The organism is Rhodanobacter sp. FW106-PBR-R2A-1-15 (assembly GCF_058789735.1).
Map to the genome: position 1 here is coordinate 13,512 of NZ_JBYTEM010000036.1, position 23,213 is coordinate 36,724.

24 protein-coding genes and 1 pseudogene are annotated in these 23,213 nt (G+C 67.5%); 17 read left to right on the plus strand and 8 right to left on the minus strand.

The features are described from left to right. Positions 1-32: 32 nt before the first annotated feature. Genes AC3WTD_RS15890 through AC3WTD_RS15900 form a run of 3 tightly spaced genes read left to right on the plus strand, consistent with a single transcriptional unit; the run spans position 33 to position 2,615 of the window. Positions 33-1,199 (plus strand): MFS transporter, encoded by a 1,167-nt coding sequence (locus AC3WTD_RS15890; protein ID WP_492614365.1) that lies wholly within the window; start codon positions 33-35, stop codon positions 1,197-1,199. After that, complete coding sequence (locus tag AC3WTD_RS15895) at positions 1,196-1,825, plus strand: HAD family hydrolase (RefSeq protein WP_492614366.1); 630 nt, start codon at positions 1,196-1,198, stop codon at positions 1,823-1,825. Before AC3WTD_RS15890 ends, AC3WTD_RS15895 begins: the two co-directional genes overlap by 4 nt. Continuing rightward, positions 1,818-2,615: a DeoR/GlpR family DNA-binding transcription regulator gene (locus tag AC3WTD_RS15900; protein WP_027492412.1), complete on the plus strand. Its 798-nt coding sequence runs from the start codon at positions 1,818-1,820 to the stop codon at positions 2,613-2,615. Before AC3WTD_RS15895 ends, AC3WTD_RS15900 begins: the two co-directional genes overlap by 8 nt. 69 nt (positions 2,616-2,684) lie before the next feature. Here AC3WTD_RS15900 and AC3WTD_RS15905 read toward each other — a convergent pair whose 3' ends face one another. Next, positions 2,685-3,149: a DUF2147 domain-containing protein gene (locus AC3WTD_RS15905; RefSeq protein ID WP_027492413.1), complete on the minus strand. Its 465-nt coding sequence runs from the start codon at positions 3,147-3,149 to the stop codon at positions 2,685-2,687. 157 nt (positions 3,150-3,306) lie between these two features. Between AC3WTD_RS15905 and apbC the strand changes: the two genes are divergently transcribed. The 3 genes from apbC (at position 3,307) to AC3WTD_RS15920 (ending at position 5,855) form a co-directional block, all read left to right on the plus strand. Then, the gene (apbC, locus tag AC3WTD_RS15910) at positions 3,307-4,401 is read left to right on the plus strand and encodes an iron-sulfur cluster carrier protein ApbC (protein ID WP_027492414.1); all 1,095 of its coding nucleotides are present in this window, start codon (positions 3,307-3,309) and stop codon (positions 4,399-4,401) included. A 294-nt stretch (positions 4,402-4,695) separates the two neighbouring features. Further along, a complete protein-coding gene (gene dcd, locus AC3WTD_RS15915; protein ID WP_235642620.1) occupies positions 4,696-5,265 on the plus strand; it encodes a dCTP deaminase in 570 nt (189 codons plus the stop codon). Between the two features lie 95 nt (positions 5,266-5,360). Then, entirely contained in the window at positions 5,361-5,855 is a 495-nt protein-coding gene (locus AC3WTD_RS15920) for a hypothetical protein (RefSeq protein ID WP_027492416.1), read from the plus strand. Positions 5,856-5,924: 69 nt separating this feature from the next. On the opposite strand, the gene AC3WTD_RS15925 is transcribed toward AC3WTD_RS15920, so the two are convergent. Both AC3WTD_RS15925 and AC3WTD_RS15930 read right to left on the minus strand, forming a co-directional pair. Further along, positions 5,925-6,341, minus strand: coding sequence for an HIT domain-containing protein (locus tag AC3WTD_RS15925; protein ID WP_492614367.1), 417 nt, complete (start codon positions 6,339-6,341; stop codon positions 5,925-5,927). Then, positions 6,338-7,006 (minus strand): dienelactone hydrolase family protein, encoded by a 669-nt coding sequence (locus tag AC3WTD_RS15930; protein ID WP_492614368.1) that lies wholly within the window; start codon positions 7,004-7,006, stop codon positions 6,338-6,340. Before AC3WTD_RS15930 ends, AC3WTD_RS15925 begins: the two co-directional genes overlap by 4 nt. 103 nt (positions 7,007-7,109) lie before the next feature. Between AC3WTD_RS15930 and rimO the strand changes: the two genes are divergently transcribed. The 4 genes from rimO (at position 7,110) to AC3WTD_RS15950 (ending at position 11,321) form a co-directional block, all read left to right on the plus strand. Beyond that, positions 7,110-8,447, plus strand: coding sequence for a 30S ribosomal protein S12 methylthiotransferase RimO (rimO, locus tag AC3WTD_RS15935; protein ID WP_492614369.1), 1,338 nt, complete (start codon positions 7,110-7,112; stop codon positions 8,445-8,447). 174 nt (positions 8,448-8,621) lie between these two features. Then, a complete protein-coding gene (locus AC3WTD_RS15940) occupies positions 8,622-9,437 on the plus strand; it encodes a DUF3025 domain-containing protein (RefSeq protein ID WP_492614370.1) in 816 nt (271 codons plus the stop codon). A gap of 127 nt (positions 9,438-9,564) precedes the next feature. After that, on the plus strand, positions 9,565-10,719 hold the full coding sequence (locus AC3WTD_RS15945; protein WP_492614371.1) for an AAA family ATPase: 1,155 nt from the start codon (positions 9,565-9,567) through the stop codon (positions 10,717-10,719). Then, positions 10,719-11,321, plus strand: a complete 603-nt coding sequence (locus AC3WTD_RS15950; RefSeq protein ID WP_492614372.1) for a hypothetical protein — start codon at positions 10,719-10,721, stop codon at positions 11,319-11,321. Before AC3WTD_RS15945 ends, AC3WTD_RS15950 begins: the two co-directional genes overlap by 1 nt. 62 nt (positions 11,322-11,383) lie before the next feature. Here the strand turns inward: AC3WTD_RS15950 and greB are convergent, their stop codons facing one another. The 3 genes from greB to AC3WTD_RS15965 form a co-directional block, all read right to left on the minus strand. Then, entirely contained in the window at positions 11,384-11,890 is a 507-nt protein-coding gene (greB, locus tag AC3WTD_RS15955; protein ID WP_492614373.1) for a transcription elongation factor GreB, read from the minus strand. Next, on the minus strand, positions 11,887-13,134 hold the full coding sequence (locus AC3WTD_RS15960) for a hypothetical protein (protein WP_492614374.1): 1,248 nt from the start codon (positions 13,132-13,134) through the stop codon (positions 11,887-11,889). Before AC3WTD_RS15960 ends, greB begins: the two co-directional genes overlap by 4 nt. Before the next feature lie 272 nt (positions 13,135-13,406). Next, entirely contained in the window at positions 13,407-14,900 is a 1,494-nt protein-coding gene (locus tag AC3WTD_RS15965) for a helicase HerA-like domain-containing protein (RefSeq protein WP_492614375.1), read from the minus strand. Between the two features lie 117 nt (positions 14,901-15,017). On the opposite strand from AC3WTD_RS15965, the gene AC3WTD_RS15970 reads away from it, so the two are divergent. After that, positions 15,018-16,502 (plus strand): transglycosylase SLT domain-containing protein, encoded by a 1,485-nt coding sequence (locus tag AC3WTD_RS15970; RefSeq protein WP_235642622.1) that lies wholly within the window; start codon positions 15,018-15,020, stop codon positions 16,500-16,502. Between the two features lie 31 nt (positions 16,503-16,533). On the opposite strand, the gene AC3WTD_RS15975 is transcribed toward AC3WTD_RS15970, so the two are convergent. Then, positions 16,534-16,983, minus strand: a complete 450-nt coding sequence (locus AC3WTD_RS15975) for a hypothetical protein (RefSeq protein ID WP_492614376.1) — start codon at positions 16,981-16,983, stop codon at positions 16,534-16,536. A gap of 114 nt (positions 16,984-17,097) precedes the next feature. Next, positions 17,098-17,955: an archaetidylserine decarboxylase gene (asd, locus tag AC3WTD_RS15980; protein ID WP_492614377.1), complete on the minus strand. Its 858-nt coding sequence runs from the start codon at positions 17,953-17,955 to the stop codon at positions 17,098-17,100. Positions 17,956-18,019: 64 nt separating this feature from the next. Between asd and prmB the strand changes: the two genes are divergently transcribed. From prmB to AC3WTD_RS16010, 6 genes and pseudogenes are all read left to right on the plus strand, one after another. Beyond that, entirely contained in the window at positions 18,020-18,946 is a 927-nt protein-coding gene (gene prmB, locus AC3WTD_RS15985) for a 50S ribosomal protein L3 N(5)-glutamine methyltransferase (RefSeq protein ID WP_492614378.1), read from the plus strand. Positions 18,947-18,949: 3 nt separating this feature from the next. After that, positions 18,950-19,489: a GNAT family N-acetyltransferase gene (locus AC3WTD_RS15990; protein WP_492614379.1), complete on the plus strand. Its 540-nt coding sequence runs from the start codon at positions 18,950-18,952 to the stop codon at positions 19,487-19,489. 172 nt (positions 19,490-19,661) lie between these two features. Next, positions 19,662-20,750, plus strand: a complete 1,089-nt coding sequence (gene aroC, locus AC3WTD_RS15995; protein WP_492614380.1) for a chorismate synthase — start codon at positions 19,662-19,664, stop codon at positions 20,748-20,750. 31 nt (positions 20,751-20,781) lie between these two features. Next, positions 20,782-21,769 (plus strand): annotated as a pseudogene (locus AC3WTD_RS16000) (2-hydroxyacid dehydrogenase). A 34-nt stretch (positions 21,770-21,803) separates the two neighbouring features. Next, the gene (locus AC3WTD_RS16005; RefSeq protein ID WP_027492430.1) at positions 21,804-22,835 is read left to right on the plus strand and encodes an aspartate-semialdehyde dehydrogenase; all 1,032 of its coding nucleotides are present in this window, start codon (positions 21,804-21,806) and stop codon (positions 22,833-22,835) included. An 11-nt stretch (positions 22,836-22,846) separates the two neighbouring features. Beyond that, entirely contained in the window at positions 22,847-23,134 is a 288-nt protein-coding gene (locus tag AC3WTD_RS16010) for a hypothetical protein (RefSeq protein WP_492614381.1), read from the plus strand. Positions 23,135-23,213 lie beyond the last annotated feature (79 nt).

Consider the following 23,213-nt stretch of genomic DNA (forward strand, 5'->3'; position numbering starts at 1 on the left):
GTTTGTACGTATTGAATCGCAGGACCACGAGCGTGCAGTACAGCGACAGTTCCCCGGCAGCGGGTGCGCGCAGCGGATTGGCCCCGGCCATCCTTGCGACCCGCCTGATCTTCCTGATCTCCGGCATCGGCATGGCCGCATGGGCACCGATGGTGCCGTACGCGAAGGCGCGGCTGGGCCTGGACGAGGCCCAGCTCGGCTTGTTGTTACTGGCTTTCGGCGGCGGCTCGATGGCCTCGATGCCGCTGGTCGGCTGGCTCACCCACCGCTTCGGCAGCCGCCGCGTGATCGGCGTCGGCGGCTTGCTGCTGTGCCTGGCGCTGCCGCTGCTGGCGACGGCGCCCGGCGTGGCCAGCCTGGCGTTTGGACTGGCGTACTTCGGTGCCGCGCTGGGCGCGGTGGACGTGGCGATGAACGCGCATGCGGTGGAAGTGGAGCGCCGCGACGGCCGCCCGCTGATGTCGGGTTTCCACGGCTTGTTCAGCATCGGCGGCCTGGGCGGGGCGGCCGGCATGAGCCTGCTGCTCGCGCTGGGCCTGCCGCTGGCCACAGCTGCGGTCGCCATCTCCGTGCTGCTGGCCATCGTGGTGGCGAGCCAATGGCCCCGGCTGCTCGACGGGACCGGTGAAACCGCCAAACACGCGGCAGCGCTCGGCATGCCGCGCGGTGTCGTGTTGCTGCTGGGCCTGCTGTGCTTCGTCAGCTTCCTCGCCGAGGGCGCGATGCTGGACTGGAGCGCGGTGTTTCTGCGCGAGTTCCGCGGTTTCCCGGCGGCGTCGGCGGGCATCGGCTATGCCGCCTTCTCGGTGGCGATGGCGCTGGGCCGGCTCAGCGGCGATCGTGTCGTTGCGCGCCACGGCCCGGTGTGGACGGTGCGCATCGGCGCCTGCATCGCGGCGGCGGGTTTCCTGCTGGCGTCGACGCTGGCGTGGCCGGGTGCGGCGCTGCTCGGCTTCGTGCTGGTGGGACTGGGCGCGGCCAACATCGTGCCGGTGATGTTCGGTGCGGCCGGACGCTTGCCCGGCACCTCGCCGGGCGTGGCCATCGCCACGGTGACCACGCTGGGTTATGCCGGCCTGCTCAGCGGCCCGGCGTTGATCGGTTTCCTCGCCCAGGCCAGCTCGCTGGCGGTGGCGCTGGCGGCGGTGGCCGGCCTGCTGCTGCTGACCGCCGCTTCGGCAAGGCTGGTGCGGCCATGAGTGCGCTGCGCTTCGACACCGTGGTGTTCGACTTCGGCGGCGTGTTGCTGGACTGGAACCCGCGCCATCTGTATCGCCGGTTGTTCGATGACGAGGCGGCGATGGAACGCTTCCTGGCCGAGGTGTGCACAGCGCACTGGAACGAGCAGCAGGATGCGGGGCGCCCCTGGCACGAGGCGATCGCCTCGCTGGGCGCGCAACATCCGCAACATGCCGCGCTGATCGCCGCCTACCGCGAGCGCTGGGACGAGATGCTGAGCGGGCCGATCGAAGGCAGCGTGGCGATCCTCGGCGAGTTGCACGCACGCGGCGTACCGCTGTACGCGCTGACCAACTGGTCACAGGAAACCTTTCCGCTGGCGCGGCAACGCTACGGCTTCATGGACGCGTTCCGCGGCATCGTGGTGTCGGGCGAGGAGCGCTTGATCAAGCCCGACCCGGCGATTTTCCACGTGCTGTTGTCGCGCCATGGGCTGGATGCCGCGCGCACGGTGTACATCGACGACGCGCCGCGCAATGTCGAGGCTGCGGCGCGGCTGGGCATGCACGCGCTGCACTTCCGCGATCCAGCCACCTTGCGCGCGGAGCTGTGCCGTGCGGGCCTGCTGGAGGCGGCGCATGGCTAAGCCGACGCGGCCCGGCGAATTGCTGCCGCAGGAGCGCCAGCGCGAGATCCTGCAGCGCCTGCGCAGCCGCGGACGGGTGGTGGCGGCAGAACTGGCGGCGGAGTTGGCGGCGTCGGAGGATTCGATCCGCCGCGACCTGCGCGAGCTGGCCGCGCAGGGCTTGTGCAAGCGCGTCTACGGCGGCGCGCTGCCGCTCTCGGCCGCCGTCGCACCGTTGAAACAGCGGCGCGGCGAGCAGGTCGGCCGCAAGCTGGCGCTGGCGCGCAAGGCGGTGAGCCTGGTGCGCCCGGGACAGGTGCTGCTGATCGACGCCGGCTCCACCAACGCCGCGATCGCCGCGACCCTGCCCGAGCGGTTGGGCCTCACCGTGGTCACCAATGCGCCGGACATCGCGCTGGCGCTGATCGAGCGCGAAGGTTTCGAGATCCTGCTGCTGGGCGGTCGCATCGACCCGCGGATCGGCGGTGCGGTGGGTGCGCAGACCCTGCAGGAGCTGCAGCGCGTGCGCGCCGACCTGTGTTTCCCCGGCGCCTGCGCCATCGACGCGGGCACTGGCCTGTGGGGCTTCGACAGCGAGGAGTCGCTGCTGAAGCGGGCGATGGTCGAGGCCAGCGGCGAGACCGTGGTGGTGGCCACCAGCGACAAACTGGGTACGCTGGCCACGCACCGCATCGCACGCATCGAGGAGGTGCAGCATCTGGTGCTCGAGCATGCCGTAGGGCGCCAGGCACGCGCCGCGTTCAGCGCCCGCGGCGTCAGCGTGCACCGGGCCGAACCGACGGCCGACTGAGCGGCCGCACGTGAAAACGCCCCGCACCGACGGGCGGTGCGGGGCGTCGGGTCAGGCGTGGAGGTGGGGTCAGTCCTGGCGTTCCCAGATCTGCGAGCGGCCGAGCAGGGCGAAGCCGATGTAGCCATGCACGTCGAGCTTGCTGCCGCCGTCCACCAGCTTGAGCTTCACCTTGTAGACCTTGCCGTTCTTCGGATCGAGGATCTTGCCGCCACTCCATTCGTCGCCATCCTGGCTGACGCCCCACATGAAGGTCATGCCGACGATCGGCTGGTTCTTGCGCTCGCCGTCGCACTTGGCGCAGACCGGATGCTCGCCGTCGCGCGCCACGTCCTCGGGCGTGCGGTTCAACAACTGCATGATCTTCGCCTGGTACTCGCCGTTGTGCTCGGTGATCTCGACGATCGACTTCGGCTGGTGGGTGCTGTCGTCGATGGTCTTCCAGGTGCCGACCGGGGTGTCGTTGGCGGCCAGCGCTGCGCCGGCAGCCAGCAGCAGGCCGGCGGCGAAGGTGAGACGAACTGCTTGCTTCATGGGTGCTCCTCCGTACGAAAGCGTATGGGGTGAGGCTGGCGGGCTGGCGCGGCGGCGTCAAGCTGCATTGCGCCAAGCCCGTCGCTGACCTGGATCAGCGGGGCCGCAGCGGCGGGCTGGCATAATGTCAGTCCCGCAAACGCCCCGATACCGAACCATGACCCAGGCCAACGAAGCCCTGGTCCGCCAGATCCTTGGCGGCCTCATCGACACCCATACCGGCGCGCCGCTGGCCGAGGCGCTGCGTGCGGTCGGTGTGGACGGGACGAAGGTGTCAGTGGACCTGCAACTGGGCTACCCGGCCGCCGGCGCCGTCGACGCCCTCGCCGCGCGCGTGCGCCAGGCGCTGGAAGCCGATCCGACGATCGACGCGGCCGTCGTGTCGATCACCAGCCGCATCCACGTGCACAAGGTGCAGGGCACGCTGGGGCCGCTGCCGAACGTGAAGAACATCATCGTGGTGGCCTCAGGCAAGGGCGGCGTGGGCAAGTCCACGGTGTCGGCGAACCTGGCGCTGGCGCTGCAGGCCGAAGGCGCGAAGGTCGGTGTGATGGATGCGGACATCTACGGCCCCAGCCAGCCGACCATGCTCGGCGTGCACGGCAAGCCGGCTTCGCCGGACGGCAAGAGCATCATCCCGATGCAGGCGCACGGCATGCCGGTGATGTCGATCGGCTTCCTGGTGGAAGAAGACACGCCGATGATCTGGCGCGGCCCGATGGTCACCCAGGCGATGATGCAGCTGCTCACCGACACGCGCTGGGAGCAGCTCGACTACCTGATCGTCGACCTGCCGCCGGGCACCGGCGACATCCAGCTCACGCTGTCGCAGAAGGTGCCGGTGGCCGGCGCGGTGATCGTTACCACGCCGCAGGACATCGCCCTGCTGGATGCGCGCAAGGCGCTCAAGATGTTCGAGAAGGTCGAGGTGCCGGTGCTCGGCGTGGTGGAGAACATGGCCACCCACGTCTGCTCCAACTGCGGCCACGAGGAGAACATCTTCGGCGAGGGCGGCGGCGAGCGCATGGCCACGCAGTACGGCGCGGCCTATCTCGGCTCGCTGCCGCTGGACATCCGCATCCGCGAGCAGACCGACGGCGGCAACCCCACGGTGGCGGCGATCCCCGACTCCGACCTCGCCATGCGTTATCGCGAGATCGCCCGCAACGTGGCCGGCCGGCTGTCGCGGCAGCCGCGCAACAAGTCGCTGGGGCTGGGCAAGATCGTGGTGCAGGGCGTGCCGGCGGCGTGACGGTGACGGCACGGCGCGTGCTGTGCCTGTGCAGCAGCCTGCGCCGCGTGTCGTCCAACCGCGCGGCGCTGGACATCCTGACCGACCTTCCATCCCGCCCGTAGGAGCCCGCTGGCGGGCGATAGCTTTCGCGAATCCCGAATCCCAAATTCCGTCTTTCAAAGCTATCGCCTGCCAGCGGGCTCCTACGGAGCGATGGCGAACCGGTCGGCTGGCGTGGGGGCGTCCCGACCATGTATTTTTACCGCTTTGCGCCCGGTTGACTCGGGCTGCCCGCAATCGACCGGAGACCGCGTGAGCATCAAATCCGACAAGTGGATCCGCCGCATGGCCCAGGGCCACGGCATGATCGAGCCGTTCGAGCCGGGGCAGATGAAGCAGGGCGCCGACGGCGGCCGCGCCGTGTCCTGGGGCACCTCCAGCTACGGCTACGACGTGCGCTGCGCGCGCGAGTTCAAGATCTTCACCAACATCAACTCCACCATCGTCGACCCCAAGTCGTTCGACCCGACCAGCTTCGTCGACGTCGAGGCGGACGTGTGCATCATCCCGCCCAACTCGTTTGCATTGGCGCGCACGGTGGAGTACTTCCGCATCCCGCGCAACGTGCTGGTGGTGTGCCTGGGCAAGAGCACCTACGCGCGCTGCGGCATCATCGTCAACGTGACGCCGCTGGAGCCGGAGTGGGAAGGCCATGTGACGCTGGAGTTCTCCAACACCACGCCGCTGCCCGCGAAAATCTACGCCAACGAGGGCGTGGCGCAGATGCTGTTCCTCGAATCCGATGAGGAATGCGAGACCAGCTACAAGGACCGTGGCGGCAAGTACCAGGGCCAGCAGGGCGTGACCCTGCCGCGCACCTGATCGTTCCCCTGAACGGGCGGCGCCGGACGCTGCCCACGATCATGGCCGGGCGCTACACTCGCCTGGCGCACCGACCCGTTTTCCAGGAGACACCGATGATCCGTTTTTCGTCCCTGCTTATCCGTGCAGCCGCGGCAGCCATGCTTGGCAGCCTGCTGGTGCTGGCTGGCTGCCATCGCGGCAGTACCAAGGATGAGATCAGCGCCGCCCAGGCGCAAAGCCAGTTCGACACCACCGTCAAGGCCTATAAGAGCGGCCAGTTCCTGCTCGACGACGCGGTACTGTCGGCGCTGGATCTGGGCAGCCATTTCGCCTACCTGAAGGAGCAGGGCAAGCTGCCGAAGACCGTGCTGCTGGAGCGCAGCGACGATTCCAAGGTGCGCAAGCAGCATCTCGAATACATGGCGCGCATGCAGCTCGACTATGGCTTCGCCGTGTACTACGACGACGACGGCACGTTGAAGAAGATCAACCCGGTGGATACCAAGGCGCGCCGGCTGGAGGATTACCGCGCGCCGGTGCAGATGAACGACGAGATGAAGGGCAAGTCCGCTGCCGGCGGCAGCTACGATCCTTCGCAGCAGCACTGACGCCCGGCGGTTTCCCGGCGAAAAGCCCGCGGCCAGCGCCGCGGGCTTTTCATTGGCCATCACTGTGGCTCAGGCGGCCAATGCCCGCCTCAGCGCCGCGATCGACGTGGCGGCGTCTTTCTCGTCACGGGCCACGCGGGCGCCATGCCCCCAGACCGGCCCCGGCCACGCCGCATCGCCTTCGACCCGCGCGATCACGTGCACGTGCAACTGCCGCACGATGTTGCCGAGCGCGCCGAGGTTGAGCTTGTCGCAGGGTGTCACCGCGCGCAGCGCGGCGGCGGCGCGGTTCACTTCCTGCCACAGCACGGCCTGTTCGTCGCCGTGCAGGTCGGCAATCTCCACCAGCCCGGCGCGGCGCGGCACCAGCACCAGCCACGGCCAGCGCGCGTCGTCCATCAGCCGCACGTCGCACAGCGGCAGCGAGGCGACCGTGTGGGTATCTGCCGCCAGCCGCGGATCGAGTACAAAGCCGGTCTCGCTCATGCGCTGGCCAGCTGCCGGTCGAAGAACGCCAGCGTGCGCTCCAGCGCCAGCTTCGCGCTGGGCTCGTGGTAGGGCGTGCTGCCGTCGCGGTTGAAGGCGTGGTCGGCCGGGTAGGTGAAGAGTTCCATCTGCGGCAGCGCCTCGCGGTGCTTTGCCACCATCTCCGGCGTGATGCTGCGGTCCTTCTCGCCGAAGTGGAACATCACCGGCGCCTGCGGCGTCTCGTGCAGGAACGGCAGGTTGCGCGCGCCGTAGTAACTCACCGAGGGCAGGCCCAGGCGCAATGCGGCGAGCAGGGCCACGGTGCCGCCCCAGCAATAGCCGACGGTGCCGATCTTGCCGGCCGAGGCGATCGACTCGGCCGCGCTGGCGACGTCCTCCAGCGCCCGCTCCAGCCCCAGCTCCGCAACCAGTTGCTTGCCCTTGTTGGCGCCGACCTGGTCATAGCCCAGTTCCACGCCGCTCTCCAGATGGTCGAAGAACGCCGGCGCGATCGCCGTGTAGCCGTGCTCGGCGAAGCCGTCGGCCACACGGCGGATGTGTGCGGTGACGCCGAAGATTTCCTGGATCACCACGATGCCACCCTTCGGCTTGCCGTGCGGCTGGGCGAGGTAGCCGCCGATGCACTGGGTGCGGGTGGTGGGGATGTTGATGTGCTGGCCCATGGCTGGCTCCTTGGCGGGGATCGCGTGAAGTCTAGCCGCGCCGGTGGCCGCGCCGCACTGCCGTATAATTTGCGGTTACTCCGCATGTTCCCGGTGGCCCCGCATGTCCCAGACCGCCCACAAGATCGGCTTCGTCAGTCTCGGCTGCCCCAAGGCGCTGGTCGACTCCGAGCGCATCCTCACCCAGCTCAAGGTCGAGGGCTACCAGATCGTGCCCAGCTACGGCGAGGCCGACGCGGTGGTGGTGAACACTTGCGGCTTCATCGACGCCGCGGTGCAGGAGTCATTGGACTCGATCGGCACCGCGCTCAACGAGAACGGCAAGGTGATCGTCACCGGCTGCCTGGGCAAGCGCGAGGCGTTGATCCGCGAGGCCTATCCTGACGTGCTGTCGATCAGCGGCCCGCAGGACTACGCCAGCGTGATGAGCGCGGTGCACCAGGCGTTGCCGCCGCAGCGCAACAAGTTCATCGACATCGTGCCGGACACCGGCGTGAAGCTCACCCCGAAGCACTACGCCTACTTGAAGATTTCCGAAGGCTGCAATCACCGCTGCAGCTTCTGCATCATCCCGTCGATGCGCGGCAACCTGGTCTCGCGCCCGGTGGACGAAGTGCTGGTGGAGGCCGAGAAGCTGGTCAAGGGCGGCGTGAAGGAACTGCTGGTGATCTCGCAGGACACCAGCGCCTACGGCGTGGACCTGAAGTACGCCGAGCGCCCGTGGCGCGGCAAGGCGTACCGCACGCGCATGACCGAGCTGTGCGAAGGCCTGGCCGAGCTGGGCGCGTGGACGCGCCTGCACTACGTCTATCCGTACCCGCACGTGGACGAGCTGATGCCGCTGATGGCGGAAGGGAAACTGCTGCCGTACCTCGACATCCCGTTCCAGCACGCCAGCCCGCGCATCCTGAAACTGATGAAGCGCCCCGGCAACATCGACAAGACGCTGGAGCGCATCCGCCACTGGCGCGCCCAGGTGCCTGAGCTCACCATCCGCAGCACCTTCATCGTGGGCTTCCCCGGCGAGACCGACGCCGAGTTTGAGGAGCTGCTGGATTTCCTGCGTGAGGCCGAGCTGGACCGCGTGGGCGCGTTCGCCTATTCGCCGGTGGACGGCGCCAAGGCCAACGAGCTGCCCGGCGCGGTGTCCGAGGAATTGAAGGAAGACCGCCTGGAACAGTTCATGGCCGTACAGGCGGAAATCTCCGCCGCCAAGCTGCAGCGCAAGATTGGCCGCACGCTCAAGGTGCTGGTGGACGAGGCGAACGCCGACGGCGCCGTGGCCCGCTCCGCCGCCGATGCACCCGAGATCGACGGCAGCGTGCTGATCGCCGACGGCCAGCACCTCAAGCCCGGCCAGTTCGTCGACGTGGTGGTCGAGGCGGCCAGTGAGCACGACCTCACCGCGCGCCTGGCGCGTCCGACGCTCAAGGTGATCTGAAGGACGGCCAGGGACCACCGTTCCGGCATCGATGAGTAGCGGCATCGGAGCTGCTTTTCTGCTCGCCATTCCCGCGCAAGCGGGAATCCGGTTTACCGTTTGGCAAGATCAGGATGGATTCCCGCTTGCGCGGGAATGACGTCGTCGAGGGGTTTCGAGGTGTCCGACAGGCGCATGAAGAAAACCCGTTACCTGGCGCCATGCCGCGACGCGGTCGATCCGCAGGTGTTCGGACGGATGCCACTGACGGCGTGGGGCGAACATGCCGGGCTGATCGAGGGCCGCGACTGGCCGACGATCGACACGCTCAACGCCTGCCGCCCGGCCGGCATGCGCGAACACTTTGTGGCGCAAACCCGCGAGCTGCTCGCCGACGGCCTGCACTACGAACAGCGCATCGCCGGACGCGATGAAATAGCCACCCGCGAAAACAACTGGCACGACCTGTTCAACGCGCTGGTCTGGCTGCGTTACCCGAGCCTCAAGCGCGCGCTCAACGCGCGGCAGGTGGCCGGGATCGCAAGCATGGGGCCGAAGCGGCGCTCGCGCGCGCAGTATGCGTTGACCCATTTCGACGAAGCCGGCGTGATCGTCGCCGTGCGCGATCCCGCGCTGCTGGCGTTGTGGGATGCGCATGACTGGCATGGCCTGTTCTGGCGCCGACGGCAGGCATGGCTGGACGGTTCGATCCGGCTGGAACTGTTCGGTCACGCGCTGCTGGAGCTGGCCTTGAGTCCGGGCCGGCTGCTGGTGGGCAAGGCGCTGGCGTTTCGCTCGGGCGGCGACGCCGACCTGTCCATGCGTTGCGCCGCGGCGGTCGGTGCGGAACGCCTGCTGCTCGATCCACTGGAGCTGCGGCCGCTGCCGCTGTCTGGCATTCCGGGCTGGCATCCGGACAATGCATGCGAGAGGTTCTGCCGTGAAGCGCCGTGCTTTCGGCCACTGCGGATAGGTCGGAGCTACCCTATGCCTCTGGCGCCAGCGACATAGGGAGCAGGCGTGAGCGCAGCAAGGTCTCAACAGATATGCCGGGTGCTTGTCGTAGTTGGATCCGTCCAGTCAGTATAGTGGACGTGCTGTACCGAATCACTGAGGGTGATTTCCTTGGAGGCCTGAAATGCTGGTTACCCGACTGAAGCTCACCAATTGGCGCAATTTCAGGGAGCTTGATCTTGACCTCGGCACGCGAGCTTTCGTCATCGGTGCCAATGCCTCGGGAAAGTCCAATTTGTTGGATGTATTTCGCTTCTTGCGTGCTGTTGCCAAACCTGAAGGTGGCGGATTACAGAAGGCGCTCAAGGAGCGTGGTGGTATGAGCAAGCTTCGCAGCTTGCACGCTCGCCGTGACCCAGAGGTTGGGGTCCTGGTGGAACTTGTTGAATCATTGGATCCGGATGCCGTGCATTGGGCGTATGAGCTTGCGTTTAAATCCGAAGGTAAGGGTGCTCAAAGGGTCCTGATTACGCGAGAGAGAGTGCTTCGAAATGGTAATGCATTGTTTGAACGCCCAGAGAAGGAAGACACGCAAGATGCTGCTCGATTGACACAAACTTATTTGGAGCAGGTCAATAACAATGCCAAGTTTCGCAATCTGGCTGAGTTCTTCTCGGAGACGATCTATCTGCATTTGGTGCCGCAACTGCTGAAGTTTGGCGAAGAGATCAGTGGTCGTATTGTCGAGCATGACCCGTTCGGGCAAGGACTGTTGCAGCGGATGGCTGCAACGCCGCAGAAAACGCGCGATGCACGACTCCGGCGTATCGGCGAGGCGTTGAAAGTAGCCGTGCCGCAATTCTCTGAGCTCAAGTTCGAAAAGGATTCTGTTACCGGCATGCCACACATGGAGGCGCGTTTTCAGCATTGGCGGATCAATGGCGCATGGCAACGTGAAGAACAGTTTTCTGACGGTACGTTGCGACTAATCGGATTGCTTTGGTCATTGCAGGAAGGCGATGGGTTGTTGTTGTTGGAGGAGCCGGAGCTATCGCTGAATGATGCCATCGTCGGACATATACCATTGATGATTGACCGCGTTCTGCGGCTTAGGAAAAAGGCAGTGCGCCAAGTCATCATCACGACGCACAGTGACAACTTGATTGCGGCCGTCAATGATCCGGGGGCGGTTGTGTTATTGGAGCCGGGTGAGAACGGTACGGCGGCTCGAAAGGCTAATAAACAGGAAATGCTTGCAATGGAGCATGGCCTGACTCCTGCCGAAGTGATGTTGCCGAAGACCAGGCCAGTAAACATCTCGCAGATGGGACTGTTCTGATGACGGAGATGTTTGTGATCGGCGAGGATACCCTGTGCTGCGCTCTGGGCACGAAGTTGGTGACTGATGTACTCCGCTGGAGGTTGGCACAACCGGCTGTGGACACTATGGGTGTCACGCAGCTAAAGAAGAGCATTGCTCGCTACATTGGCCTGACGCATTTACATCCCGTGTTGTGCGTGGCCGATACCGATGGCGGTTGCGCTATGCGGCTGCGGAGGGACTGGTTGCCAAACTTTGTACCGAGCACGTTTTTTTTGCGTCTTGCCGTGACAGAGAGCGAAAGCTGGCTATTGGCGGATGCAGATGGCTTTGCGCGGTTTCTGGACGTTGCTTCAAACCGTATGCCAAATCGCCCCGATGATTTGGCGGATCCCAAGCGAACCGTCTTAACGCTCGCGCGCCGCTCGCGTCGGCGGGAGATTCGCCAAGAGGTTGTATCCAGCCGTGATCCTTCCAAACCTGGAAGTGGCTATAACTTACACTTGAGCAACTTCGTCATGAACCATTGGAGCCCTGATGTGGCGGCGAGGGCGTCACATAGCTTGGCCAAGGCAATTCATCGATTACGGGAGATCGAAACTAGGTCGCCTGGTCCCTGATCATTAGATCGTTGCCGAGCTGCGCTGGCACGAGAGTGCATTAACTGCATTAACCGAGCCAACTACTCCAGCTCGTAGTCGACCGCCAGCACGGCAAACGTGGTCAATCCGCCCGGCAGCTCGGCGCTGAACTCGTCGTCGATGTGCTTCTTCAGCACTGCCCGCGCCAGCGGCGAGTCGACGCTGATCCAGCCGCGTTTCGCATCGGTCTCGTCCGGGCCCACGATGCGGTAGCGGTGAACCTCGCCGGTGGCGACGTTCTCCAGTTCGATGCAGGCGCCGAAGAACACTGCCTGGCGGTCGCCCGGTACGCCTTCGGCCACCTTGAGCGACGGGATGCGCTTGCTGAGGTAGCGCACGCGGCGGTCGATCTCGCCGAGCTGCTTCTTGCGGTAGGTGTACTCGGCGTTTTCCGAGCGGTCGCCCTCGGCGGCGGCCGCGGCCAGCGCCTTCACCACCTCCGGGCGCAGCACGTGCCACAGCTGGTCGAGCTCGGCCTTCAGCCGCTCGAAACCCTCGCGGGTGACGATCGCGGTGGAGCCGGGCGAGGGCGGACGCCAGCGGCTCATGCCGGGGCCAGCTGGCGCCGTTGCGCGTCGATCTCGCTGCGCAATGGGTGGTCCGGCCACGCGGTGGCGAGCCGGTCCAGCAGCGCCACGGCCTCGGCGTGCTGGTCGGCGTGGGCCGCGAGCTGCCGCGCGGCCAGCAGGCCGTAGTACGGCGCGTGTGCGTCGCGCGGCCAGTGCGCGAGGTAGCCGCGGCACAGCTGGATGGCGAGCCGGCCCATGCCCAGCCGTGCGGCCAGGTCGGCCAGCTCGCCGCAGGTGCGCGGGTCGTCCGGCACGAACGCGGCGTCGATGCCGCAGCACTCCTGCAGCACGCCGAGCGCGCGGCGTGATTCCTTCTGGGCGATCAGCGCAGCGATCCAGATCTGGCCATGCATCAGCAGATCGTCGCGCAGGCCCTGCCGTTGCAGCAGCTCGCGATAAAGCTGGTGCACCGCTGTCGGTGCGGCGCGATCCTGCAGGCGGACGGCCAGTTGCCGCAGCGCCGCCAGCGGGTCGTCGACGGCGAGCTGGCGCGCCTCGTCGACCAGCCTGCTGTCGGCATCCTGGCCGGAGGCAGCGGCGAGTTTCTCGGCTTCCGGTTCGATGCCGAAGCGCTCGTGGCGCTGGTGGATCAGCGCGCCCATCAGGTGGAAGGCCAGCACGATCAGGTAGGTGTAGGCGAAGGCGAACAGCGGCAGCGCCAGCAGCCGCGGCAGCAGCGCGGTGGTGACCGAGGCCAGCACGATCAGCAGACCGAGCAGCAGGTTGATCGCCACGGGAATCAGGTAGGCGGCGCCGAAACCGCCGATCACGCGTACCCAGTTCAACGGGTTGATCGCCAGCGCCAGGTTGCCGTCGAACGCCAGCGACATGTCGATCGCCGGCAGCACCAGGGCGGACAGGATCAGCACCGGCCACAGCAATCGCGGAAAGAACACGATGGCGACCACGCACAGTGCGACCACCAGCAGGTGGATCGCGGTCAGGCCCCAGCCGCTCGCACTGTTGCCGTCGCTGCCGACGTCGGGCGGGTCGGCGTAGCCGTTGGCGGTGTGCAGCAGGCAGTCGGCGGCGTAACGCCAGGTGGCGGCCCACACCAGCGCGCTGGCCAGCGCACCGGTCCACGACGGCAGCAGGCCGACGTAGTGGATCAGCGCCAGCACCACGCAGGTGGGCAGCGCGGCGCCCCGCAGCGGATAGCCGAAAGCGGCCGCGAGGCGCTCGCCGAACGGCGTGTCGGCAGCGACGACTTCGACGCGCGGCATCAGAGCCTGCTCCATGTCCTCGCATGGCCTGCGCCGGGAGCTGTTTGCGCGTAGACCAAGGAAGAACGAAGGAGTGGACATCCGTCCACGACCGAGTGATGACGCAGGAATGCGGGCAAACAGACCCGGCCCTTCGGGTTGCCTCGCCGTGGCCGCCATGCGGCAGCGCGCGGCTTGACCTGCCAGCCAGGCAGGCGCTGCGCCACGCGCCACCACCTGACGGCCACGGCAAGGCAACGCGGGCTATGCGAAGACATGGAGCAGGCTCTCACTCAGCGCTTGCCGCCGAAGATGCCGCCCAGCACGCCGCGCAGGATCTGCCGGCCGAGTTGGCTGCCCATCGTGCGCACCACCTGCTTGCCCATCGTCTCGACCATGCCCTGACGGCGCTTGGTGCCGAACAGCACGTCGTGCACCGCGCCGCCCCAGCCCGCTTCCTCGGCCTTGCCTGGCGTGTCTGCCGCCGCGGCGTCGGCACTCGCCTTGTCGTCGGCGCGCTTGGCCAGCATCTCGGCGGCCGATTCGCGGTTGAGCGGGTTGTCGTACTTGCCGCCCACCGGCGAGCGCTGGCGGACGGTGGCGCGCTCGGCGTCAGTGATCGCGCCGATGCGGCAGCAGGGCGCCGTCACCAGCACCTGCTCCACCGGCGAGGGTACGCCGCCGTTGCCGAGGGTAGAGGCCAGCGCCTCGCCGACGGCGAGCTTGGTGATCGCCACGCTGACGTCGAGCTTCGGGTTGGCGACGAAGGTTTCCGCCGCGGCCCTGACCGCCTTCTGGTCGCGCGGGGTGAACGCGCGCAGCGCGTGCTGGATGCGGTTGCCGAGCTGGCCGAGGATCACGCCGGGCACGTCGTCGGGATTCTGCGAGCAGAAGTACACGCCGACGCCCTTGGAGCGGATCAGCCGCACCACCTGCTCCACGCGCTGCAGCAGCGCGGGCGAGGCGTCGTCGAACAGCAGGTGCGCCTCGTCGAAGAAGAACACCATCTTCGGCTGGTCGAGGTCGCCCACTTCGGGCAGTTGCTCGAACAGTTCGGACAGCAGCCACAGCAGGAAGGTGGAGTACAGCCGAGGCTTCAGGATCAGCTGGTCGGCGGCCAGCACATTGATGATGCCGCGCCCGCTCATGTCCTGGCGCATCAGGTCGGCCAGCTCCAGCGCCGGCTCGCCGAAGAACTGGTCGGCGCCGTCGTTCTCGAGTTTCAGCAGCACCCGCTGGATCGCCGCGATGCTGGTGGTGCTGATCAGCCCATACTTGGCCGAGAGTGCCTTGGCGTTGTCGGCGGCGTAGCCGAGCAGGGCGCGCAGGTCGGCCAGGTCGAGCAGCAGCCAGCCCTGGTCGTCGGCGGCCTTGAACACCACCTCCAGCACGCCTTCCTGGGTGTCGTTCAGTTCCAGCACGCGGCCGAGCAGGGCCGGGCCCATCTCGCTGACGGTGGCGCGCACCGGGTGGCCGAGCTTGCCGTAGATGTCCCAGAAGATCACCGGGTTGGCCTGCGGCTTCCAGTCGCTGAGCTTGAGCTTGTCCAGCCGCGCCTTGAGCTTGTCGCCGGGCGCGCCGGCGGCCATCGCCAGACCAGCCAGGTCGCCCTTGGCGTCGGCCAGGAAGCACGGCACGCCCAGCCGCGAGAAGCCTTCGGCCAGCACCATCAGCGAAACGGATTTGCCGGTGCCGGTGGCGCCGGCGATCATGCCGTGACGGTTGCCGTAGTGCGGGTCGAGATTGACGCTGGTGCTGTCGTTGCGGCCGATCAGGATCTCGGTCATGGCGTTCCATCCATTGCGGGTCGAGCGATTGTAGCCAAGCCGGCGGCGCTGTCGCGGCGCGTTGAGTCGAGGCCCTGCGCCCGCTATGGTGAGCGTTTTCTGCGGGTGAAGTTCGTGATGCTGTCGCGTTCCGTTGTGCGTACCCTGCGTCTGGCCGCGCTGGCCGTCGCGATCAGTCTGCTGGCCGCCTGCGCCAGCACCGGCAGCACCAGGCCGACCACCCCGCTGGATACGCTGTACGGCGAACTCGACCAGGCCAGCAAGGGTTACGAGACCGCCCTGCAGCAGTCGCGCGAAGGCAACCTGCAGGCCTCGCGGCTGACCCTGACCCGCGCGCTGGACCGCCTGAAGGAAGCATCGGCGCGTTGCGGCAACACGCCCGGCTGCGATCCGCAGCGGTTCTTCTCCGTGTTCGACCACCTGCTGCGCCTGAAGGACGGCGATTTCGGCAGCGGCCAGGACCTGGACAGCGACGTCGACCCGGCGCAGGCCGCGCTGGCCAGCGGCAGCACCGGCGCGGCCAGCCTGCCGCAGGCGCAGCGCAGCGTGACCCTGCTGCACGGGCAGAAGCTGTCGCAGCTGATCGCGATGAACGGCCCGGTGAAGGCGGCGCTGGAGATGTGGCTGACCCAGTGGCGTCCGCAGCTGATGGATGCCTGGGTGAACTACCAGTACCTGCGCTACCAGATGTGGCCGCAGTACCAGAAGGCGGACCTGCCCGAGGCACTGCTGTTCGGCATCATGGCCAAGGAATCCGGCGGCAAGGTGCATGCCGTCTCGCGCTCGGGCGCGTCAGGCCCGCTGCAGTTCATGTACGCCACCGGCATGCGTTTCGGGCTGGGCAGCGACAGCGGTTTTGACCTGCGCTTCGATCCCGCGGCATCGGCGCGGGCGAACGCCGAGTACATCAACGAGCAGTTGCGGGTCTTCAACGACAACCTCGAACTCGCCCTCGGCGCCTACAACGGCGGCGAGGGACGCATGCGCCGCACGGTCGGCGACGACACCTCGGTGAGCTTCTACGACCCGCGCGTCTACGACCAGCTGTCGCAGGAAACCCGCGACTACGTGCCGGCGGTGCTCGCCGCGGCGTGGCTGTTCCAGCACCCGGATAGCTATAACCTGCGCTTCCCGAAGGTCGATGGTGCGCCCGGCACGGTCACGCTGAAGCGGCCGGCCTCGTTGTCGGAACTTACCGTCTGCCTGGGCTCGGCCGGCGGCATGGGCGATGGCTGGTTCCGCACCCTGCGCAACCTCAACCCGCGGCTGGATCCGCAGGTGACCCAACCGGCCGGTACGCCGCTGCAGTTGCCGAAGCTGCTGGAGAAGGCATACGCATCGCGCTGCGTCGACGGTCCGTGGCCGATCCTCGCCGGCGACCTGCACCATGCGGTGGTGCCGGTGGCGGCCGCTCCGGTAGAGCCGGCGCCGCCGCCGGCGGCGAGAGGAACCAGCCGCTACAAGGTGCGCCGTGGCGACACGCTGATCAGCATCGTGCGCAAGCTGCATTGCTCCAGCGTGCAGGAAGTCGCCGAGGCGAACGGGCTGAAGCATCACTACCTGAGCATCGGGCAGACGCTGAAACTGCCGGTCTGCCGCTGATCCGCTGATCGGCTGCCGCGCCGTAGCGCCTTCAGGCGACGGCGCTCTCCTGCCCCCAGCTGTTGCCATTGCTGGTGTCGACGTGGCCGGCCCCGTACACTTCCTTCAGTTCGCGCAGCAACTGCATCAGCTGGCGGTGCTGCGGTTGCAGGCTGGGGTACGGGGAATTCTTGGTTTCGTGGTAGGCCACCGCCAGCCACAGCGCGATGCCGCGCAGCGCCACTTCGGCGTTGGTCGAGCAGGCGCGCTCGTAACCGGCCTCGGTGCCATGGCCCCAGGGCAGGTAGCGCGCTTCTGGCGCGGTGCCGTACAGGTGCGGGAAATCGCTGCGCGAGGCCTGCCCGATCTCGCGCAGGGTGAGCATGCCCAGGCGCTCGCGGTTGCGCTTGGGCAGGGCGCGCACGCTGCGTTCGATGTCGCGGAACTGGCGACCCAGCTGGCGTGCGCGCACCGCCACGAGCAACGGAGTGAGTATTTGCATGGGATCCCCTTCGGCGCTGGAGTTTCGTGGCACGCAGCACGTGCGGCGAAGCCACGAGCGTAGCGAAGCGGTTGCGGCAATAGCGCCTAGGGCGTCACAAAATGACGCGCGGCGTCAGTTCGGCGTCGATTGCCGACGGCGTCCCAGCCGCTGACCGACCCGCACGGCCTGCTGCGGCTGCAAGGCATCCAGCTCGGCCGCCCCCTCGGGCAGCAGCACGATCACGGTGGAGCCCATGTTGAAGCGGGCCATCTCGGCGAAGCGGTCCAGCGTGACGTGCTGGCCGGCAAACGACTTGCGCCGGATCGACGGCGCATACGGCGGGATCACCAGGCCGTCCCATACGGTGGCCACCGACGAGACCAGGATTGCGCCCACCATCACCACCACGAATGGGCCGTGTTCGCCCTCGAAATGGCAGACCAGCCGCTCATTGCGCGCGAACAGCCGCGGAATCGCCTCCACCGCGAACGGCGCCACGCTGAAGATGCGCCCCGGCACGTGCACAGTTTCCTTCAGCGTGCCGGCCAGCGGCATGTGCACGCGGTGGTAGTCGCGTGGCGACAGATATACGGTGACGAAGCGACCGTTGCGGTACGGCGCGGCGGTGGCCTCGTCGCCACCGAGCAGCTCGGCAGCAGTGTATTCCTGGCCCTTGGCCTGGAAGATGCGGCCGTCCACGATCGCGCCGGCCTGGCTGATGCGGCCGTCGGCTGGCGAAAGCAGGGCGGCCGGGTCGGCGTCGGCCCGGCGCGCGCCGGACCTCAGCTTGCGGGTGAAGAACGCATTGAAGTGCTGATAGGCCAGCGGATCGGGCTGCGCCGCTTCGGCCATGTCCACATCGTAGTTGCGCACGATGGTGGCGATCAGCCAGTTCTTCCACGGCGCGAACGTCCAGCGCGTGGCCAAGTAGACCACCCGCGACAGGAAGCGGTGCGGAAGCATGTATTGCAGCAGGATCTTGAAGGTCATCCACCGAAGTATACGGGGCGCGGCCTTATAATCGCTGGCCTTTCGCCGCCCAGCCGGAACCACCGTGACCGCCGAACTCGCCACCATCATCGACTTCATTCGCTATGGCGCCAGCCGCTTCTCGGCGGCGGGGCTCACCTTCGGCCACAGCCACGACAACCCGATCGACGAGGCCACCCACCTGGTGCTGGCCAGCCTGCACCTGCCGCCGGATATCCCGCCGGCGTACGGCGCCGGTCGGTTGACCACGGCCGAACGCGCGAATGTGCTGGCGCTGATCGAGCGCCGTGTCAACGAGCGCCTGCCGGTGGCCTACCTGGTCGGCGAAACCTGGTTCGCCGGGCTGAAGTTCAAGAGCGACCGCCGCGCGCTGGTGCCGCGCTCGCCGATCGCCGAGCTGATCGAGACGGGCTTCGCGCCGTGGCTGGACCAGCGCCAGGTCGAACGCGTGCTGGATCTGTGCACGGGCTCGGGCTGCATCGGCATCGCGATGGCCGAGTACAACCCGGACTGGCAGGTCGACATCGTCGACGTCAGCGACGAGGCGCTGTCGTTGGCGCGCGAGAACATCGCGTTCCAGCACGTCGAGGGCCGCGTCGAGGCGATCCAGTCCGACCTGTTCGCCGGCGTGGCCGGGCGCCGGTACGACCTGATCGTCTCCAATCCACCCTACGTCACCGAGGACGAATACGCCGCGCTGCCGGGCGAGTACGCCCACGAGCCGAAACTGGGCCTGACCTCCGGCGCCGACGGCCTGGACCTGTGCCTGCGCATGCTGGACGAGGCCGCCGGCCATCTCACCGAGGATGGCCTGCTGATCGTCGAGGTGGGCGAGAGCGAGCACGCGCTGGCTGCGCTGCTGCCGGAAGTGCCGTTCGTGTGGATCGAGTTCAAGGTTGGCCCGATGGGCGTGTTCGCGCTGGAGCGGCGTGACCTGGTCGAGCACGCGTCGGCGATCCGTGCGGTGGCCGCTGCGCGCCGGCCGAGCTGAGCGATGGAGCTGGTCACGGCGCGGCTGCGGATCGACGCGCTGCGCCCTGACGATGCCGTGGCGCTGTTCGCGTTGCGCAGCGATCCCGCGGTGGCGCGCTACCAGGGCTGGCGGCCAGCCGATCCCGCCGCCGCGCGTGCCTTCATCGAGCGGCAATCTTCCGCGGCGACCCCCGTCGGCTGGTTCCAGCGCGCGATCCGCCTGCGCGAGGGCGGCCGGCTGATCGGCGACCTCGGCGTGAACCTGCCGGAGGATGCGCAGGCCTCGGTCGAGTTCGGCGTCAGCCTGGTGCCGGTCGCGCAGGGCGGCGGCTACGCCGGCGAGGCGTTGCGCGCGCTGTTCGACCAGGTGTTCGGTCCGTGGGGCCGGCACCGCGTGCAGGCCTCGGTCGACCCGCGCAACCTGGCCTGCCTCGCCTTGCTGCGTTCCCTCGGCATGCGCCAGGAAGCCCACCACCGCGAGAGCCTGTGGCTGCACGGCGAATGGGTCGACGACATGATCTTCGCCATGCCCTCCCGCGACCGGCCCACGCCACCACTGTAGGAGCCCGCTCGCGGGCAATGCTCTTTCGAATCCCGAATCCCGAATCCCGAATCCCGAATCCCGAATCCCGAATCCCGAATCCCGAATCCCGGCTTTCAAGGCATCGCCCGTGAGCAGGCTCCTACAGGAAGGGCGGTGCCGGTATGCTTGGAGTTTTGATCCCGGACGCGCCATGTCCAGCAATTCCTTCGGCAAGCTGTTCACCGTCACCACCTTCGGCGAAAGCCACGGGCCGGCGATCGGCTGCGTGATCGACGGCTGCCCGCCGGGGCTGGCCATCGTGCCGGAACAGTTCCATCACGATCTCGAACGCCGCGCCACCGGCCGCAGCCGCTACACCTCGCAGCGGCACGAAGCGGACGAGGTGGAAATCCTTTCCGGCGTCTACCAGGGCAGGACCACCGGCACGCCGATCGCGCTGCTGATCCGCAACACCGACCAGCGCAGCAAGGACTACGGCGAGATCGGGCAGACCTTCCGCCCCGGCCACGCCGATTACACCTACTGGCAGAAATACGGCATCCGCGACCCGCGCGGCGGCGGTCGTTCTTCGGCGCGTGAGACCACCATGCGCGTGGCCGCCGCGGTGGTCGCCAAGAAGTGGCTGGCCGAACATCACGGCGTGCGCGTGCGCGGCTACCTGGCGCAGATCGGCGACGTCGTGCCGGATGCGTTCGACTGGGACGCGGTGGAGCAGAGCCCGTTTTTCTGGCCGGACGCGGCCCAGGTGCCGGCGCTGGAGGACTACATCAACGCGCTGCGCAAGTCCGGCGACTCGGTCGGCGCGCGCGTCAACGTGATCGCCGACGGCGTACCGCCGGGCTGGGGCGAGCCGATCTACGGCAAGCTGGACGGCGACCTGGCCGGTGCGTTGATGTCGATCAACGCGGTCAAGGGCGTGGAGATCGGCGACGGCTTCGCCGCCGTCGCCCAGCGCGGCAGCGGGCATCGCGACGAGATGTATCTGGACGGCTTTACGTCCAATCACGCCGGTGGCATTCTCGGCGGTATCAGCACGGGACAGGCAGTAGTCGCCTCGATCGCGCTGAAACCCACCTCCAGTATCCTGATCCCCGGACACAGCGTGAACCTGGCCGGCGAACCGGTCGAGGTGGTGACCAAGGGCCGCCACGACCCCTGCGTCGGCATCCGCGCTACCCCGATCGCCGAAGCGATGATGGCGCTGGTGCTGATGGATCACGCCTTGCGCCACCGCGCTCAGTGCGGCGACGTGGGCGTGGTGGCTCCGCGCATCCCGTGACGGGGCGTGTGCTGCAACCGGAACCAAGTCGATGACTGACAAGCCGCGCATCTGGATCTCGCGACCCACCTTCCCGGGCGTCATCGCCCGGCTCGAACCGCATTTCGAGGTGACCGCCGAGGCGGAGGAGCGCAAGTTCAGTCCGGCCGAACTGGCGGCGAAGCTGGCCGGGCAGGACGCTGCGATCGTCGGCCTGAAGGACCGTATCGGCGCGGCGGAGATTGCCGGCGCACACCGCCTGCGCATCGTCGCCAACCTTGCCGTCGGCCACGACAATCTAGACCTCGACGCGCTCAGCGCCGCCGGCATCGCTGTCTCCAACACCGCCGACGTGCTCAACGAGAGCGTGGCCGATTACGCTTGGGCTCTGCTGCTCGGCGCGGCACGGCGGATGACCGCGGCCGAGCGCTGGCTGCGCGCCGGGCACTGGAAGGCCACCGAATTCGAGGCGTGGCTGGGCAGCGACGTGCGCGGCCGCAGCCTGGGCATCCTCGGCATGGGCCGGGTCGGCCAGGCCATTGCGCAGCGTGCGGTCGGTTTCGGCATGCCGGTGCTGTACCACAACCGTTCGCCACTGCCGGAGGCCATCGCGCGCCTGCAACGCGCGCTTCGTCGACAAGTCGCAGCTGCTGCGCGAGGCCGACTTCCTGGTGCTGGCGTTGCCGTTGACGCCGCAGACCCGGCATGCGATCGGCGCGCCCGAGCTGGCGCTGATGAAGCCGACCGCGATGCTGGTGAACGTGGCCTGCGGCGGTATCGTGGACGACAAGGCGCTGGCCGCGGCCCTGCGCGAGCGGCGGCAGGCCGGCGCCGTGCTGGACGTGTTCGAGGGCGAACCGGCGCTGTACCCGGGCCTGCGCGAACTCGACAACGTGGTGCTCAGCCCGCATATCGCCAGCGCCACGACCGACCCCCGCCGCGCAATGACCTCGGCGGCGGTCGACAATGTGCTGGCGCGGTTCGGCCACGGCCCGCGCACCGGGCGCCCGCCCAACATCCTCAATCCCAACGTGCTGTAACCGGCACGATCACCACCCGCGAGCAGACAATCCCATGAGTCAGAAGAGCAGTTACAAGGTCGCCATGGTCGGCGCCACCGGCGCGGTCGGCGAGACCGTGCTGGCGATCCTCGCCGAGCGCGAGTTCCCGGTCAGCGAGCTGGTGCCGCTGGCCAGCGAGCGTTCCGCCGGCGGCAAGGTCAGCTTCGGCGGCAAGGACATCACCGTGCAGTTGCTGGACACCTACGACTTCGCCGGCGTCGACATCGCGTTCTTCTCCGCCGGCGGCTCGGTCAGCCGCGTGCATGCGCCGCGCGCGGCGGCGGCCGGCGCGGTGGTGATCGACAACACCTCCGAGTTCCGCTACCAGGACGACATCCCGCTGGTGATCAGCGAGGTCAACCCGCATGCGATCGCGCAGTACACCACGCGCGGCATCATCGCCAACCCGAACTGCTCGACCATGCAGATGCTGGTGGCGCTGGCGCCGATCCACCGCGCGGTGCAGATCGAGCGGATCAACGTGGCCACCTACCAGTCGGTTTCCGGCGCCGGCCGCAGCGGCATGGAGGAGCTGGGCCGGGAGACCGCGGCGCTGCTGAACTTCCAAAGCGTGGAACCGGGCAAGAAATTCCCGGCCCAGATCGCGTTCAATGTGATCCCGCAGATCGACGATTTCCAGCCGAACGGCTACACCAAGGAAGAAATGAAGCTGGTGTGGGAGACCCGCAAGATCCTGGAGGACGAGTCGATCCAGGTGAACCCGACCGCGGTGCGCGTGCCGGTGTTCTATGGCCATTCCGAGGCAGTGCACATCGAGACCAGCGACAAGATCACCGCCGAGCAGGCCCGCGAGCTGCTGCGCCAGGCGCCGGGCGTGGTGCTGGTGGACGAGCGCAAGCCGGGCGGCTATCCGACCCCGGTGGGCGAGGCGGCCGGCAACGACCCGGTGTACGTGGGGCGCATCCGCGAGGACATCTCGTACGAACGCGGGCTGGATCTGTGGATCGTCTCGGACAACATCCGCAAGGGCGCGGCGCTGAACGCGGTGCAGATCGCCGAATTGCTGATCGAGGACTATCTCTGAACAGGCGTTTTATGCAACTCATTGTAATTGCTGGGTTCGTCCTCGCGTCGGCGGCCTGGGCCGGTGACCGGGCGAAGCCGTCGCCGGCTGCGCCGGCGCCGGCAAAATTGCTGTCGACGGCCCAGCAGCGACTGGCGGGCAGCCAGGCCGAAGTGGCACGGCTGAAGCAGCACCTCGGCCGGCAGGAATCGGACAGCAGGCGGGCCAGCGAACGGCTGCAGCAGCAGGACCAGACCATCGCCGAGCTGCAGCAACAGCTGCATGAACTGCAGGCCCAGGCGGCCTCGGGCGCACGTTGAGAAGTGTCGCCGCGGTGAGAACACACTGCAGCAATGCACTGCAAGTATTCGCCGCAGCTATTGTTGATTGGCCTGCATA